13 protein-coding genes are annotated in these 12,765 nt (G+C 70.3%); 6 read left to right on the forward strand and 7 right to left on the reverse strand.

The genetic code is table 11. The features are described 5' to 3' along the window. Window positions 1-212 precede the first annotated feature (212 nt). Window positions 213-1,688, forward strand: coding sequence for a glycosyltransferase family 2 protein (locus D1781_RS15490; protein WP_158590124.1), 1,476 nt, complete (start codon window positions 213-215; stop codon window positions 1,686-1,688). A gap of 82 nt (window positions 1,689-1,770) precedes the next feature. Here the strand turns inward: D1781_RS15490 and D1781_RS15495 are convergent, their stop codons facing one another. From D1781_RS15495 to D1781_RS18095, 3 genes are all read right to left on the reverse strand, one after another. After that, a complete protein-coding gene (locus D1781_RS15495; protein WP_199706637.1) occupies window positions 1,771-2,250 on the reverse strand; it encodes an SHOCT domain-containing protein in 480 nt (159 codons plus the stop codon). Between the two features lie 41 nt (window positions 2,251-2,291). Beyond that, window positions 2,292-2,435 carry a hypothetical protein gene (locus tag D1781_RS17635; RefSeq protein ID WP_158590125.1) on the reverse strand — a complete coding sequence of 48 codons (144 nt, stop codon included), beginning with the start codon at window positions 2,433-2,435 and terminating at the stop codon, window positions 2,292-2,294. A 289-nt stretch (window positions 2,436-2,724) separates the two neighbouring features. Next, on the reverse strand, window positions 2,725-2,850 hold the full coding sequence (locus D1781_RS18095; protein WP_267899803.1) for a hypothetical protein: 126 nt from the start codon (window positions 2,848-2,850) through the stop codon (window positions 2,725-2,727). Window positions 2,851-3,098: 248 nt separating this feature from the next. Between D1781_RS18095 and D1781_RS15505 the strand changes: the two genes are divergently transcribed. The 3 genes from D1781_RS15505 to D1781_RS15515 all read left to right on the forward strand — a co-directional run bounded on the left by D1781_RS15505 (window position 3,099) and on the right by D1781_RS15515 (window position 5,884). Continuing rightward, window positions 3,099-4,130, forward strand: a complete 1,032-nt coding sequence (locus D1781_RS15505; protein ID WP_119483102.1) for a M4 family metallopeptidase — start codon at window positions 3,099-3,101, stop codon at window positions 4,128-4,130. Further along, window positions 4,127-4,393 carry a protealysin inhibitor emfourin gene (locus D1781_RS15510; protein WP_147392118.1) on the forward strand — a complete coding sequence of 89 codons (267 nt, stop codon included), beginning with the start codon at window positions 4,127-4,129 and terminating at the stop codon, window positions 4,391-4,393. Before D1781_RS15505 ends, D1781_RS15510 begins: the two co-directional genes overlap by 4 nt. Before the next feature lie 138 nt (window positions 4,394-4,531). Continuing rightward, window positions 4,532-5,884, forward strand: a complete 1,353-nt coding sequence (locus D1781_RS15515) for a DUF4832 domain-containing protein (protein ID WP_119483104.1) — start codon at window positions 4,532-4,534, stop codon at window positions 5,882-5,884. 72 nt (window positions 5,885-5,956) lie between these two features. On the opposite strand, the gene pelF is transcribed toward D1781_RS15515, so the two are convergent. The 3 genes from pelF to D1781_RS15530 are packed head-to-tail and all read right to left on the reverse strand — an operon-like array spanning window position 5,957 to window position 9,989. After that, window positions 5,957-7,759: a GT4 family glycosyltransferase PelF gene (pelF, locus tag D1781_RS15520; RefSeq protein ID WP_119483105.1), complete on the reverse strand. Its 1,803-nt coding sequence runs from the start codon at window positions 7,757-7,759 to the stop codon at window positions 5,957-5,959. Next, a complete protein-coding gene (locus D1781_RS15525) occupies window positions 7,756-8,502 on the reverse strand; it encodes a hypothetical protein (protein ID WP_119483106.1) in 747 nt (248 codons plus the stop codon). The genes pelF and D1781_RS15525 overlap by 4 nt, the downstream gene beginning before the upstream one ends. Further along, window positions 8,499-9,989, reverse strand: coding sequence for a hypothetical protein (locus tag D1781_RS15530; RefSeq protein ID WP_147392119.1), 1,491 nt, complete (start codon window positions 9,987-9,989; stop codon window positions 8,499-8,501). The genes D1781_RS15525 and D1781_RS15530 overlap by 4 nt, the downstream gene beginning before the upstream one ends. A 178-nt stretch (window positions 9,990-10,167) precedes the next feature. Here D1781_RS15530 and D1781_RS15535 point away from each other — a divergent pair, with 178 nt between their 5' ends. After that, window positions 10,168-10,539 (forward strand): hypothetical protein, encoded by a 372-nt coding sequence (locus D1781_RS15535; protein ID WP_119483108.1) that lies wholly within the window; start codon window positions 10,168-10,170, stop codon window positions 10,537-10,539. A gap of 21 nt (window positions 10,540-10,560) precedes the next feature. Here the strand turns inward: D1781_RS15535 and D1781_RS15540 are convergent, their stop codons facing one another. After that, window positions 10,561-11,478, reverse strand: coding sequence for a right-handed parallel beta-helix repeat-containing protein (locus D1781_RS15540; protein ID WP_119483109.1), 918 nt, complete (start codon window positions 11,476-11,478; stop codon window positions 10,561-10,563). 532 nt (window positions 11,479-12,010) lie between these two features. Here D1781_RS15540 and D1781_RS15545 point away from each other — a divergent pair. Then, entirely contained in the window at window positions 12,011-12,700 is a 690-nt protein-coding gene (locus D1781_RS15545; protein WP_119483110.1) for an arsenate reductase/protein-tyrosine-phosphatase family protein, read from the forward strand. Window positions 12,701-12,765 lie beyond the last annotated feature (65 nt).

A 12,765-nucleotide genomic window follows, 5' to 3' on the forward strand; every position in this document is an offset into this window, starting at 1 on the left:
GTGGCCCTCGCGCGCCTTCGCGGAGGGGTCCGGGAGGATCGTCTCGACGCCGTCGACCCGGCCTCACGAGCACTCGCCCCTGCTTTCAGGGGAGGAGCAGGTTCCGCAATCTGCCACGCCGATGCAGTGCGTCCTCTTGGGACGCCTCCGCGTGCACCATGGGCGGATCGCAGCCGGGGAAGCCCGGATGCGCTGAGGAGGTCCGGTTCGCGATGAAGGTTTCCGTCGTCGTCCCCGTGTTCAACACCGGGGCCGAGATCGAGGCGCTGATCGAGTCCCTCCGCGCGCAGTCGCTGCCGCGGTCGGAGTGGGAGGCGGTGTTCGTCGACGACGGGTCGACGGACGGCACGCCCGACTTCGTCGAGCACCTGATCGCCGGCGACGAGAACATGCGCCTCTTGCGCGAGAAGCCCTCCGGCTGGCCCGGGCGCCCGCGCAACGTGGGCATCGACCACGCCCGTGGCGACTACGTCTTCTTCAGCGACGACGACGACACGCTCGGCCCGGAGGCGCTCGAGCGGATGGCCGCCTTCGCCGACGAGCACCGTTCCGACGTCGTGATCCCCCGCACCGTCGGCAAGAACCGCGGTGTGCCCGCCATCACGCGGACCGTCGTCGACGCGCAGCGCGAGCCCGCGCTGATCATGTCGTCGCTCGCGCCGCAGAAGCTGTTCCGGCGGGCCTTCCTCGTCGAGCAGGGCATCCGCTTCCGCGAGGGCCACTTCCGCCTCGAGGACCACCTGTTCGTGTCGACCGCCTACCTCCGGGCGACGCGCGTGAGCACGTTCGCCGACTACCCCTGCTACTACCTCGCCTACCAGACGGGCCGCCCGCACATCTCGCAGCAGCAGCCGGACTGGCACGGCTACTTCGGCAGCGTGCGCGCCTGCCTCGACGGCGTCGACGCCGAGTGCCGCGACCCCGAGGTCGCCCGGGTCATGCGCAGCCGCTGGCTGCGGGTCGAGGCGCTCTCCCGCCTCCGCGGCGTCGGGTACGAGAAGAACGCGTCGCCCTCGCTCGTCGAGGAGGTGCGGTCGCTGCTCGTCGACCGCTTCCCCGTCGAGGAGCTGCAGGCGCTGAAGCCGATCGACCGCATGCTCGCCCTGCTGCTCGTCGAGGGCCGCGTCGAGGAGGCCGAGGCGCTCGCGCACTGGGAGTCCTCGCTCTCCGTCGCGACCGAGGTGACGAGCGCGAAGGTGGAGCGCGGCGGTACCGTCCGCATCGCCCTGCGTTCAGCGCTCCAACCGGGGTCACCGCTGCCACGGGTCACGAGCGACCGCGTCCGCTACCCGAGCGGAGCGGAGCTGCTCGAGCACGTCGCGGGCTACACCCGGATCGGCGTGGAGCTGCAGCAGGCGAAGACGAAGGTGCGCCGCCCGCTCGAGGTCGCCTACGGCGCGGAGGGCGAAAGCGTCGCGACGCTCGCCGTCGGCGCCGAGCCGCTCGTGCCCGGCCGCTGGGACGTGCTCGCGCTCGCGGGCGAGCACCGCTCGCGCCGCCGCCGCGCCGTGCAGGCGGGCGAGGGCCTGCGCCTCCCGTCCCGCAGCCGCCGCGTGGGCGCGATGGCCCTGGGCTTCACCGACGTCGGCCGCATCTCGATCCGGGTGCAGCGCTTCACCCCGACCTCGTTCGCGCGTCGAGCGGCCCGCAAGCTCCGCCGCACGGTACTGGTCCCTCGCCAGGGCTGACGTCCGCGCCGGCCCGCACTCCCAGCGCTCCTACTCCGTCGGTCGAGATACGAGCGCAGCGAGTCTCGAGACCACCCCGCACCTACTTCAGCAACCGCCGCTTCGCCCCTTCGAACTCCGCCTCGGTGAGCACCCCCGAGTCCCGCAGCCGAACGAGCCGCTCGAGTTCACCCGCGATGGACTCGCCGGCGGCACCCGTGGCAGTCGGCAGCGCCTCGGCGACACGCGCCAGATCGGCGAATTTCCCGGTGAACCGCTCCGGCTGCCCGAGCACACGCAGCGCGAGCCCGTGGTCTCCCACACGCACGTCAGCGACGACAGCAAGGGGCCACGCCTCTTGCGACTGCGACACGAAGCCGAGCCCGCTGAACAGCAGTCGCCGGTCGGTGATCATCAGCGCCCCGGCATGTCCGTGCTCCGCGCGGACGGCGCGCACCCAGAGGCGCTCGGACTCGCCCGTCTGGAGCATCGACCGCACGACCGCGACGTGACGCTGTACCGAGACCATGCCTTCAGCATGGCGGCTCGACTCCGCTGCCGCAGCGACGATGTCGTCGCCCACGCGTGCCCTCTGAGCGCGCATCTCCTCGACGAGCGCTGCGCTTATCGGTCGGCGAGGTCCTCGTCGATGCGCGCGTACATCTCGTCAAGGGGCCCGCGAGCGGCACTCCGCTCGTCGTGGGGCTGTGTCTGCTTCTCGGGACGCATCTGCGCGTGGGCGCGCAGGAACGGCAGGGTGAGCGCCATCGGCGCCTCGCTTTCGGGTAGCGCCGTGTGGGTGCACGGCATTCGGGGAGTTCACGTCATCGTGATCAGCGCATTCTTCCCCTGGAACCCTGGGCGTCGACAGACCCCGATCTAGGGACATGCCAAGAGGCGGCCGCGCCATCGACCACTGGAACTCGGCTCGAACTCGTTCCCGACCGTCATCTCGGCGTCGTGGACCCACCGAACAGCTCTGACGAGGAGCAACCGACACGATCATCGCCCGCCGAAGGCGGGAGAAGTGCGCCGACTCGACCGCGACCGCGCCTCACTACGACTGCTCGTCGTCCTGCTGGTGCTCGTCGAGGTCGCCGTACAACCGGTCGAGCGGCGCGCTGACGTGCTCGAGCCACCACGCGCGAACACCGCGGCGTGTTCGACGGGTCGGGTACAGCACGGGCACCTCCTTGTGGCCGAGGAAGAAGTGTGCACCTTCAACAGCGTCGCGAGACAGATCGCCGACCAGGCCTGCGTAGGCCCCGTCCGTGTGCGGCAGACCGTTTGCGCGACCGATCGCCTAATCAGGACGACATGACAGGCGTGCTCCGCCGGGCCCCTCCTCGTTGGGTGCTCATCCGACAGCCTCGTGGCGCACCGTCGGCGGACTTGCGTACGGTGCTGTGCACCCGGCCCGCGAGGAGCACAATGCACTGCACCCTGGTCCCGCCCTACATCCTGCAGGCGCTCGCCCGCCAGGACGATCCCGCCGTCCGTGACGCCGCAGTGCGCACGCTCGCCTTCGAGAAGACCTTCGCCGTCAGCCGCCTCATCGGGGATCGGGCGTTACGTCAGGCCACGGCGACGACCGCGCCGCGTCTGCAGCGACTGATCCACGATGCCCTCAACGGCGAGGACCTGCCCGGCGAGCTGGTCCGACGCGAGGGCGCTCCTGCGAGCGCCGACGTCGCGGTCAACGAGGCGTACGAGGGGCTCGGCGACACCTGGGAGCTCTACCTCGGCGTCTACGGCCGGAACTCGATCGACGACGCCGGGCTGGCACTCTCCGGCACCGTCCACTTCTCGGAGCAGTACGACAACGCGTACTGGGACGGCGAGCAGATGGTGTTCGGCGACGGGGACGGCATGCTCTTCAACCGGTTCACGATCTCCGTCGACGTGATCGGGCACGAGCTCACCCACGGCGTCACCGGCGCGACTGCCGACCTCGCTTACAAGAACCAGTCGGGTGCGCTGAACGAGTCGATCTCCGACGTGTTCGGATCGATGGTGAAGCAGTACTCGCTCGGGCAGACCGCTGAAGAGGCGGATTGGCTCATCGGCGCCGGCCTGCTCGCGGAGAGCGTGAACGGGGTCGCGCTCCGCTCCATGCGGGCTCCCGGCACGGCGTACGACGACGAGCGGCTCGGCGGCAAGGACCCGCAGCCCGCCCACATCCGCGACTACCTGCGCACGACGAGCGACAACGGCGGCGTGCACACGAACTCGGGGATCCCGAACCACGCGTTCTACCTCGCTGCGGTCGCGCTCGGCGGCAATGCCTGGGAGCGAGCGGGCCGCGTCTGGTTCGAGACGCTGACCGGCGGCGAGCTGCGGTCCGACGCCACGTTCCCGCAGTTCGCGCAGCTCACCGTCGCGACTGCGGAGCGGCTGCTCGGTACGGAGGCGCGGAAGGCGGTCGCCGAGGCGTGGGCCGGGGTGGGGCTGGTGACGTCATGAACGTCCAGCGAGTGGTGATCACGCGGAGCGGCGGCTTCACCGGCATCAGCGTCACCGCCGAGGTCGACGATGCGGACGAGGCGGCGAAACTGACGGAGGCGGTCCGCAGCGCCGCCGACCGTCCGGCCGGCCGAGGCCGGGACGACTTCGTCTACGAGTTCACGATCGTGACGACCGAGACGACTGATCGCATCGACCTCACGGGCTCGCAGCTCCCCCGCGACCTGCGTCCGGTGGTGCAGGCCTTGCTCGCGCGCTCCTGACACGCCCGTCTCTCCTCAGATCCGGGGGTCCGGCGCCTCTGAGGCGGGATGCTCGGATGCAGGAAGAAAGGAAGAGGACGCACCGGGACGGCGCGTCCGGCTGGTTGACTGGGCCGACTGCTGCGGAGGGAGCCGCCCATGTCCCTGAGCCGCCGCGTCCGGTTCGGCCTGATCGCCGCCGCGACCGTCGTTGTACTCCTGGTCGTCGCGCTCGTAGTCGTGCTGACCCTCCCCCGTCCGCTCGCCTCGGTCGACGTGGCCACGACGACCGCGGATCTCACGAACCCGGAGCGGGGCTGGACCGACGCGGTCGACCTCACGCAGCCGGACTCGATCACCTCGGCGCAGCGCGACGGCGTGACCATCGTGCACACCTACGTGCGGCTCGACGCCTACCGCGACAGTGCGATCCCGGCCGACTTCCTCGCGACGCTCGACCGGGGCTTCTCCGCTCTCCGATCGGCGCACATGAAGGTGGTGCTGCGGTTCGCCTACAACTTCGACGGCGCCGGACCCGACGCGCCCCTCGCCCGCATCGAGGAGCACGTGGCGCAGGTGAAGCCGGTCCTGGCCGAGAACCAGGACGTCGTCCTCGCCTTCGAGGCCGGCTTCATCGGCGCGTGGGGCGAGTGGCACGACTCCACGAACGGGCTCGCGACCGCCGCGGGAAAGGCTGCGGTGCTGAAGGCCGTGCTGAAGGCGTTCCCGTCCTCGCGTGACGTCGCGCTCCGCTACCCCTACGACATCCGGGCGCTCGTACCGAAGCAGGTGACCGCCGGCACCGCGTACGGCGGCTCCGCCGCAGCCCGCATCGGGAACCATCAGGACTGCTTCCTCAGCAGCGACCCCGACGACCGCGGCACCTGGGGGCAGAACGGCGGCACGGTCGAGGGAGACAAGGCTCTGGTGGCCTCGCTCGGCCGCTACACGATCGTCGGCGGCGAGATCTGCGGGACCTCTCCGCGGACGACCTGTCCGACCGCGCTCTCGGAACTCAACCGCCTTCACTTCACCTACCTGAACCGGCAGTTCGACGCGAGCGCCCTCGCGCTGCTGCAGCAGGGCGGCTGCTCGAGGGAGATCGGTCAGCGACTCGGCTACCGGCTCGCCGTCACCCGTGTCGAGTGGACGCAGGAGGCGGACCACGAAGGAACGTTCCGCCTCGAGCTCACGGTCCGTAACACCGGCTTCGCGCACGTCGTCAACGCTCGCCCCGTCTACGCGGTGCTCAGCAGAGGCGGGACGAGCGTGCCGGTCCGCCTGCGTACGGACGTCCGCACCTGGGCCGCGGGCGCGACGACGACCGTCAGCGAAGACGTGCGCCTACCCGCGTCTGTGGCGCCGGGACGATGGGCTCTGAGCCTGTGGGCGCCGGACGCGGCTGCTGACCTTCGCGACATCCCCGAGTACGCGATCCGGTTCGCGCAGGCGGATGGTTGGGACGCAAGAACGGGGCGGAATGCCCTACCCGCGACCGTCACCGTCGATTGAGCCCGGCGATGACGACTGTTCACGGATCAGGGGACCCGGTCCGTCAGGTCCCCTGATCCGCGCACAGCAGCGCTACGCGGCGCGGCGGTCCTGCTGAGAGGAGGACTCCGCCGGCGAAGCCGCCGGAGCCGGCTGTCGCACCGCGGGCAGCGGCTGACCGGTGACAGGCAGCGGCACGGGAAGGGTCTCGAGGAACTCGACCTCGGGCACCGAGCCGAAGCGCCGGTAGACGGACCGGTAGAGCGCCATCGCCGTGTCGATGTGGAAGTAGTGCTCGACTCGAGCGCGCGCGTTCTCGCTCAGCCGGGCGAACAGCGCCTCGTCGCTCATGAGCCGCCTGACCGAGTCCGCAAGCCCGTCGACGTCATGCGCCGGCACGAGCAGGCCGCACGAGTCGACGACGCCGGTCGGTGCGGCATGCGCGTCCTGCACCACGATGGGATCCTCGACCAGCTGCTTCATGCCGCCGACGTAGGTGCCGATGGTGGGGAGGCCGATGGTCATCGCTTCGAGCACGACGATGGGCTGGCCCTCGTTGTGACTGGGCAGCACGAGCGCGTCATAGTTGCCGAACCGCTCCCGCAGGTTCACGCTCCCGAAGAACTTCACGTACCCGTCGAGGCCGAGCTCGTGGCACGTGCGGCGACAGAGCTCGACGTACTCCGGCATCTCCTCGTCCGGCCCCATCACGTCGAGCTCCCAATTCGTCACCCCTTCCGCGACGAGTTGCGCCATCGCCTTCAGCAGGTCGAGCAGTCCCTTGATCGGCACGACACGTGCGGCGTAGGCGAGCCTCCAGATGCGGTCGTCGCCCGCGAGCCGGCTCTGTGCCAGACGGGCATCGAACACGGCTCGCGCCTCGTCGAAATGCGATGGAGTGACTCCGTTCGCGAGCACGATCGACTTGTCGGGGTGCCCACCGAGGCCGGCGGCCTCCTCGATCGCATCGGGATAGAGGTACGTGATGAGGTCCGCTGCACGGTAGGCGACGAGCCCGCTGTGCGCCCACCAGGCCATCCAGGCGCGCTGGCGGGGCGTGACCCGCGTCTGCTGCGGCTCCATCGCGGACGTCTCGTAGTGATCGAGCGTGCGCCACTCGTCGCGCGTGACGAGCGTGTCCATGCTCCGCTCGAGCAGGTGGTTGATCGTGTCTCGCGCGTACAGGTTGTGCTCCGTCAGCAGGAAGCTCGCGCCGTGCTGACGGGCCCCCGCTGCCGCGAGGAGTGCGGCAGCGCCGGTCGTGTGCGCGTGGTAGACCGTCGCCTTCGGCAGCACCAGATCCGTCACGGCGAAGGCGAGCGAGAAGAACTCCCGCAGCTCCCAGAACAGCGCCGTGAAGGAGAGACCTGCTCGGGCGAAGTACTCCCGGGCCCGCGTCATGAATGCGGCCGAGCTGATGACCGGCCAGATCCGGAAGGTGCGCGTGAGCGGGTTGATGCCGTCGTCGTAGAGCGACCAGAGCGCGTCGTCGTCGCCGGCGAGGTGGTCGTCCAGCGCTGCGAACAGCCGGTCGACGACCGCCTTCGTCGCCTTCCGCCCCAACCGGGAGTCGCGGGGCCGGAGGTCGAGGAAGCCCTGACGATGCTCGCGCATGCTCTGATAGACGGGCATGACCCACTGCACCTGCGGCGGTACGTCGTACTTCTCGACGCTCGGGGAGTCGCCGTCCCACGCGATGTGGATGATGCCGATCCGGCGGTTCGGGTTCGCCTCGGCGATCTGATGCACCACCGCGGACAGCCCGCCGGTCAGGTACGGGTAGGTCGACTCGCAGACGATCGCGACATCGACCGGCGCGTAGGACGCGCGGCGGGACCGGCCCGTGCGCTTCGGCGCGGTGCGGGTCGCGGCGTGGGCCGGTCTGCCGTAGGTCATCGGCTGGTCCTCCAGGTGTTCAAGGGGCGATCGGCGTCGGTGGTGACGGTGTCGACCAGCGCGGCGAGCTCGGTCTGGACCCGGCGGTCGGCGGCGGTGGCGCCGGCGCGGTCCTGGTCGTCGTACGAGAGGGCGTGGACGCGGACGCCACGCGAGCGGACGCCGCGCACGGCCGCCAGCACCTCGTCCATCCATCGCGACTCGTCCACCGAGCGGAAGCCCACGACCTCGGGCGTGAGGTCCTCGAGCAGCACGGCGTCGAGCGCCTCGACGAGCGGCCAGAGCGCGAAGCCACGGTTGAGGAACCAACGCGGTTCATGCGGCGTGCGCTCCCCCACCCGTGCCAGGTATTCGATCGCGAGCTCCGCGCGATTCGGAAGCATGCGGTCGAGGTCGTCGACGAACAGCCCGGTGCTGCGGGCGCCGTCCGCCGCGAATGCGGCCACGGCCTGAGCGACGGCCCAGTCGAGCGCTTCCGGCCGGTCGAGGTCGAGCCGCGGCAGTCCCCACCGCGCGTCTCGACCGGTGATCGGCGGCGGGTCGGCCATCCGGTCGTAGTGCCAGGGGTCGACCGTCGTCGGGTTGACGTAGACGTAGCGGCGGCAGTGCGGGAAGACGTCGGCGAAGCCGCCGTCCTGCACGAGCGGGTGGTACGGCTCGAGTACGACGTCGCCGGTACCGATCGCGGTCAGCAGTGGAGTCTCCGGCGGCTCGACACCGAAGTAGATGGAGACCCCGCTCATGCCGACAGCGCCGATCGCCAGAACAACGAGTACTCCGGCAGCCGCCACGCCTGGCGGTTGAGGAAACCGGTGGCAACGGCGACGACTGCGTACGTCGCGCCGATGGTGAGCAGCATCTCCGCGGGGGTGACGTGCACGACCTCGGTGATGACGATCATCGGCAGCAGCACGAGGCCGCTCACCGCGACGGGGACGCCGGGGCGAAGCATCCCGTAGGTGTAGACCTGCGCGAGCATGACCACCCCGATGCCGGATACGGCGAGGACACCGAGGAACAGAGGCACGCCGTCCCACTTCGCGGCGCCGACGATCAGCACCGTGACTCCTGCGAGCAGCGCCTCGACGATCGTGACCCGCAGGAGGCCGCGCCCTGCGTGCTCGCGCATCTCCCGCAGATCGCGCTCGAGGGCCTCGTACGGCATGACGCCCATGGACCGGCGCAACCGGTCGATCCGGCGCCACATCGGCTCGGCGCTGGTCTCGAAGAACACGTGATAGCTGACGATCGCGGGCAGCATCCCGGCGAACACCGGGCCGGCGAGGAAGCGGGCCGGGTCGGCGGCGAGCACTGCGAGCGGGATGCACCAGAGCGGCAGCACGTCCGCGACGCCCCGCGTGACTGCGGCGGAGAGCACACCCGCAGGCACCCGCCCGATGCGCTGCGGCCGGACCTGGACCGCGGCGACGACGAGGATCGTCGCCTGGGCCACGATCGCGGCGGTCGCAGGCGCCCATACCAGCGTCGGCATGATCAGCAGAGCGGCCGCATAGCTGCTCCATGTGACGAGCAGGGATGCCTTCCCGCCCGTGGCGTAGCTCGCGACGAGCAGGGCGGAGAGCAGCAGATGCAGCTCCACGACGCCGACGAGCGCAGCCGTCGCCTCCGGGCTCCACGCGAGCCCGTAGGCGATGAGGAGCGAGGTGAGCAGCGCGATCGGTGCCCCGATCACAAGTGCGCGCGGAATGGCACGGAGGCTTTGCGCGCCCACCCGCCACCGATCGGCGCGCTCGATGCCGTCGATGAGGCGGTACACGGGCGCGGACACGGTCTGCGCGAGCAGCGGCGCGAGCGTCGCCGCAGTGACCATGACAGAGGCGACCGACTGCCCGCCGATCCGCATCTCGTGCAGCTGGACCGCGACCAGCGGGTAGACGAGCGCGAGGGCGACGAGGGGGAAGACCTGCACCGCGAGCAGGGCGACGAGGCGCGTGACGCGGACGCCGAGCGCACGCTCGGCCGACGTCGATTCGACGGTCATGAGATGCCTTTCGGGAGGCAGAGGCACGACGTCGGGCCGAAGGGCGGGGTGATCGGGGAAGGGAACAGAAGGGAGTCGTCGGACACCGTAGGGATCCCCCGAACGAGGCACAACCGCGGAATCCAGGTTGTGGGACGGCGCCAGATGTGCTGGTGCGATCCGCTGAAGGCTGGAAAACTTCTGAATTTGGGCCCCGACGAGGTCGAAAGGGGAGGACGAGCGACTCACCCAGACGTCGCCGCGTCGACCTTGCGGACGATGCCGCCCCTCGGCTGTTCAGCGAATCGTCACCCGAAGCGGCGCTGAAACCGCTCTCCCTGTTTCATTCGGGCGTGAAGGGGGCCACTATCGACGTCGGTCCGACACGGGACTGCAGGACCGCGCGACGGAGCGCGGAGGAGGTTCGATGTATGAATCGGCGATCCGAGCTGCGGTGCGCGCCGCACGGACGTGGACGCCCGAGGTACCCGATCTGGTGGGCGGGCTCGACTGCTGCGACCTGTGCCTCCGCCGCTACCGAGCCCTCGTGCTGAACGGTCCTCTGCAGGATCTGCCGCACGGCGTCGTGCACGCCGCGGTGTCTGAGATCGACGACCTGCTGCGTGCACGCAACGCATCGGGTGCACCGGCGGTGGGCGGACTTCTCGTCATCGCTCTCGAGGAGCTCGGCGTAGCGGCGCACTGCTTCAAGGAGCTTCGCCGCCGGGACATCGAGCCGGCGATCGAGCGATACCTCGCTCGCACGCGCGAGGACGGGTTCCCGCTGCCCCTCGGGTGACGCGCACCGCGGCCGACTGCGTCAGTACGTCTCGAAGCGCAGCAGGTCCGGCCGCGACCGGCCGTGGACGATCAGGGTGATGTCTGATCGTCGCTGATGATTCCAGGTGCCGTACCAGCGCCGGGGCATCGTCACCGTCCAGACCCCGTTCGTCATCACGGGGTCGACGATCACGAACCGGGCGCTGGACCGGTCCGACGCGATCCGCATGCCGTATTTGTTCCCAGAAGCCTGCGGACGGACGAGCACGGTCCGGCCGGTGCTCCGCTCGAAGTTGAACCCGGAGAACCCGTTGTCGATCGCCCGGCAATCGACCAACCGCACGTCGCTCGACTGCCAGAAGGCGAAGCCCATCCCGGCGGTGTTGCGCGTCGCGGTCACGTCGCACGCGACGAGGCCCTTCGAGCCGTTGACGCCGAACCCTGACGCGCCGACGCCGTCGCCGTCGACGACGACGTGCGACCAGCGCGATCCGACCGTCCGGTAGTCGTTGATGCCGAACGTCTCCCCCGGAGGCGCACCGTCATCGCCCGGGATGTGCTCGACGCGCAGCCGGGAGGCGCGCAGGTTCCGCACTCGGTCGATCCGGAGCCCGTTGTAGAGGTGTCCCTGCGCCGTGCCGCGCACGGTGAAGCCTTCGAGCACCCGGGCCGCGCCGGTGACCCGGAGCACGGAGAGCTGGTTGGTGTGCGGGAACCGCTTCGGGATGGACCGGGCGCGCGTGGACGAGTGCGCCCGCACCTGGATGACCGAGGCTCGCCTACCGCGTCCGACGAGCCCGGCCGCCGCCGGCCCGAGCACGCCGCCGTCGACCGTGCCCTCGGCGGGCGTGAAGTTCCGGACGGAGATGGTGCGCCGTCCGATGTCGACGATCCGTCCCTGCGCGGAGGCGACCCGATCCGTGAACGCTTTTGAGGAGGGCAGCGCGCCGTAGGACACCCGCGGTACCTTCACCGAGCGAGCGGCGGCACCGCACTGCACCGTGCCCGCACGTGTGGCGGTGCGAGTGCTCCTGGTCGCAGCAGGAGTCGTCGTCGCGGCGTCGGCGGTCGTGGAGTTGCAGCCCGTGAGGGCGAGAACGAGGAGGACGGCTGCGAGCACGCGGGCGCGCGGGCGTGACGAGGGCATGGGCTCCTGCCGTGGGTGGCGGCTGGGGACCGCTGGGGAGGCGGCCGATTCGGGTCGGCTGACCTTAGCGGTTCGAGGCCCCGCAGGGTAGTGGCCCGGCAAACGGAGCGGCGCAATCACGGGCCTGTTAATTAAGGTGCAATCGGAGCAGACCGCGAGCCTCACCCCCCTGCGCTGGTCGAGGTGCGAGCGAAGCGAGCCTCGAGACCACCCCCGCTCACTAATCGAACTCACAGCCTCGGATCGCGCGCCACGCCGTGTCGTTCCCCGGGTGATACCACCTGCACCCTCATCCTGAGAGTGACCCCCATTCGGGGGCCGGGACTGCACCGGGAGAAGACCGATGGGCACTGTGCTGATCGTCGACGGCAGCGATGTCTGCCGAGGTCCGATCATCGAGTTCGCGCTGCAGAAGCAGTTCGCCGGCGAGGGGCCGCTCGCCGCCGAGACGGTGATCAGCCGCGGCCTCGAGGCGCAGAACCACGACCTGATCTGCGACCTGGCCGCCGGCCGTCTCGGTCAGTCGATGCGGGCCGCGACGTTCTCGGTCAGCCACCGCAGCCGCCCGATCACGGTCGAGGACGCGGAGCAGGCCGACCTGATCCTCACCGCGGAGCGTCACCACCGATCGGCGGTCGTGCGCCTATCCCCCATCTCCCGCGGACGTACCTTCACGCTGAAGGAGGCCCTCGTGCTGACCTCCGTCCTCACGGACGAGGTGCGGACGGGCCGCTCTCCGCGCCCCACCGATCTGGCGAACACCGTCGCGCTGCTCGACGAGGTCCGCGGTTCCATCCCGCTCATCGAGCCGCCGATGCACACGAGCGTCTTCCACCGCGACCGCGCCCTGCCTGCAGCGGACCCGCTGGCCCTCGTCGACGGTCACGAGGACGCGGCGATCCATCGCCACGCGACCGACGAGGCGTATCAGGTGGCGCTGACCCTGGGCAGCCGCCTGGTCGACCTCACCGAGGACCCGATGGCCCGCATCGGCGGCACCCCGAACGACTGGTGGTGGCGCCAGCACGCCTGAGCGAGGTGGCCGTTCTCGGCCCCGGCCGATCGACACAACCTCGGTTGTTGGGCGTCCTTCCTGCA

The sequence above is a fragment of the Amnibacterium setariae genome (genome assembly GCF_003581425.1).
Classification (GTDB): domain Bacteria; phylum Actinomycetota; class Actinomycetes; order Actinomycetales; family Microbacteriaceae; genus Amnibacterium; species Amnibacterium setariae.

Excerpts from the sequence above, each read along its gene's own strand:
- D1781_RS15490 (WP_158590124.1), top strand. The coding sequence starts at position 213 with ATGAAGGTTTCCGTCGTCGTCCCCGTGTTCAACACCGGGGCCGAGATC.
- D1781_RS17635 (WP_158590125.1), bottom strand. The coding sequence starts at position 2,435 with ATGGCGCTCACCCTGCCGTTCCTGCGCGCCCACGCGCAGATGCGTCCC.
- D1781_RS15505 (WP_119483102.1), top strand. The coding sequence starts at position 3,099 with ATGCACTGCACCCTGGTCCCGCCCTACATCCTGCAGGCGCTCGCCCGC.
- D1781_RS15510 (WP_147392118.1), top strand. The coding sequence starts at position 4,127 with ATGAACGTCCAGCGAGTGGTGATCACGCGGAGCGGCGGCTTCACCGGC.
- D1781_RS15515 (WP_119483104.1), top strand. The coding sequence starts at position 4,532 with ATGTCCCTGAGCCGCCGCGTCCGGTTCGGCCTGATCGCCGCCGCGACC.
- pelF (WP_119483105.1), bottom strand. The coding sequence starts at position 7,759 with ATGACCTACGGCAGACCGGCCCACGCCGCGACCCGCACCGCGCCGAAG.
- D1781_RS15525 (WP_119483106.1), bottom strand. The coding sequence starts at position 8,502 with ATGAGCGGGGTCTCCATCTACTTCGGTGTCGAGCCGCCGGAGACTCCA.
- D1781_RS15535 (WP_119483108.1), top strand. The coding sequence starts at position 10,168 with ATGTATGAATCGGCGATCCGAGCTGCGGTGCGCGCCGCACGGACGTGG.
- D1781_RS15545 (WP_119483110.1), top strand. The coding sequence starts at position 12,011 with ATGGGCACTGTGCTGATCGTCGACGGCAGCGATGTCTGCCGAGGTCCG.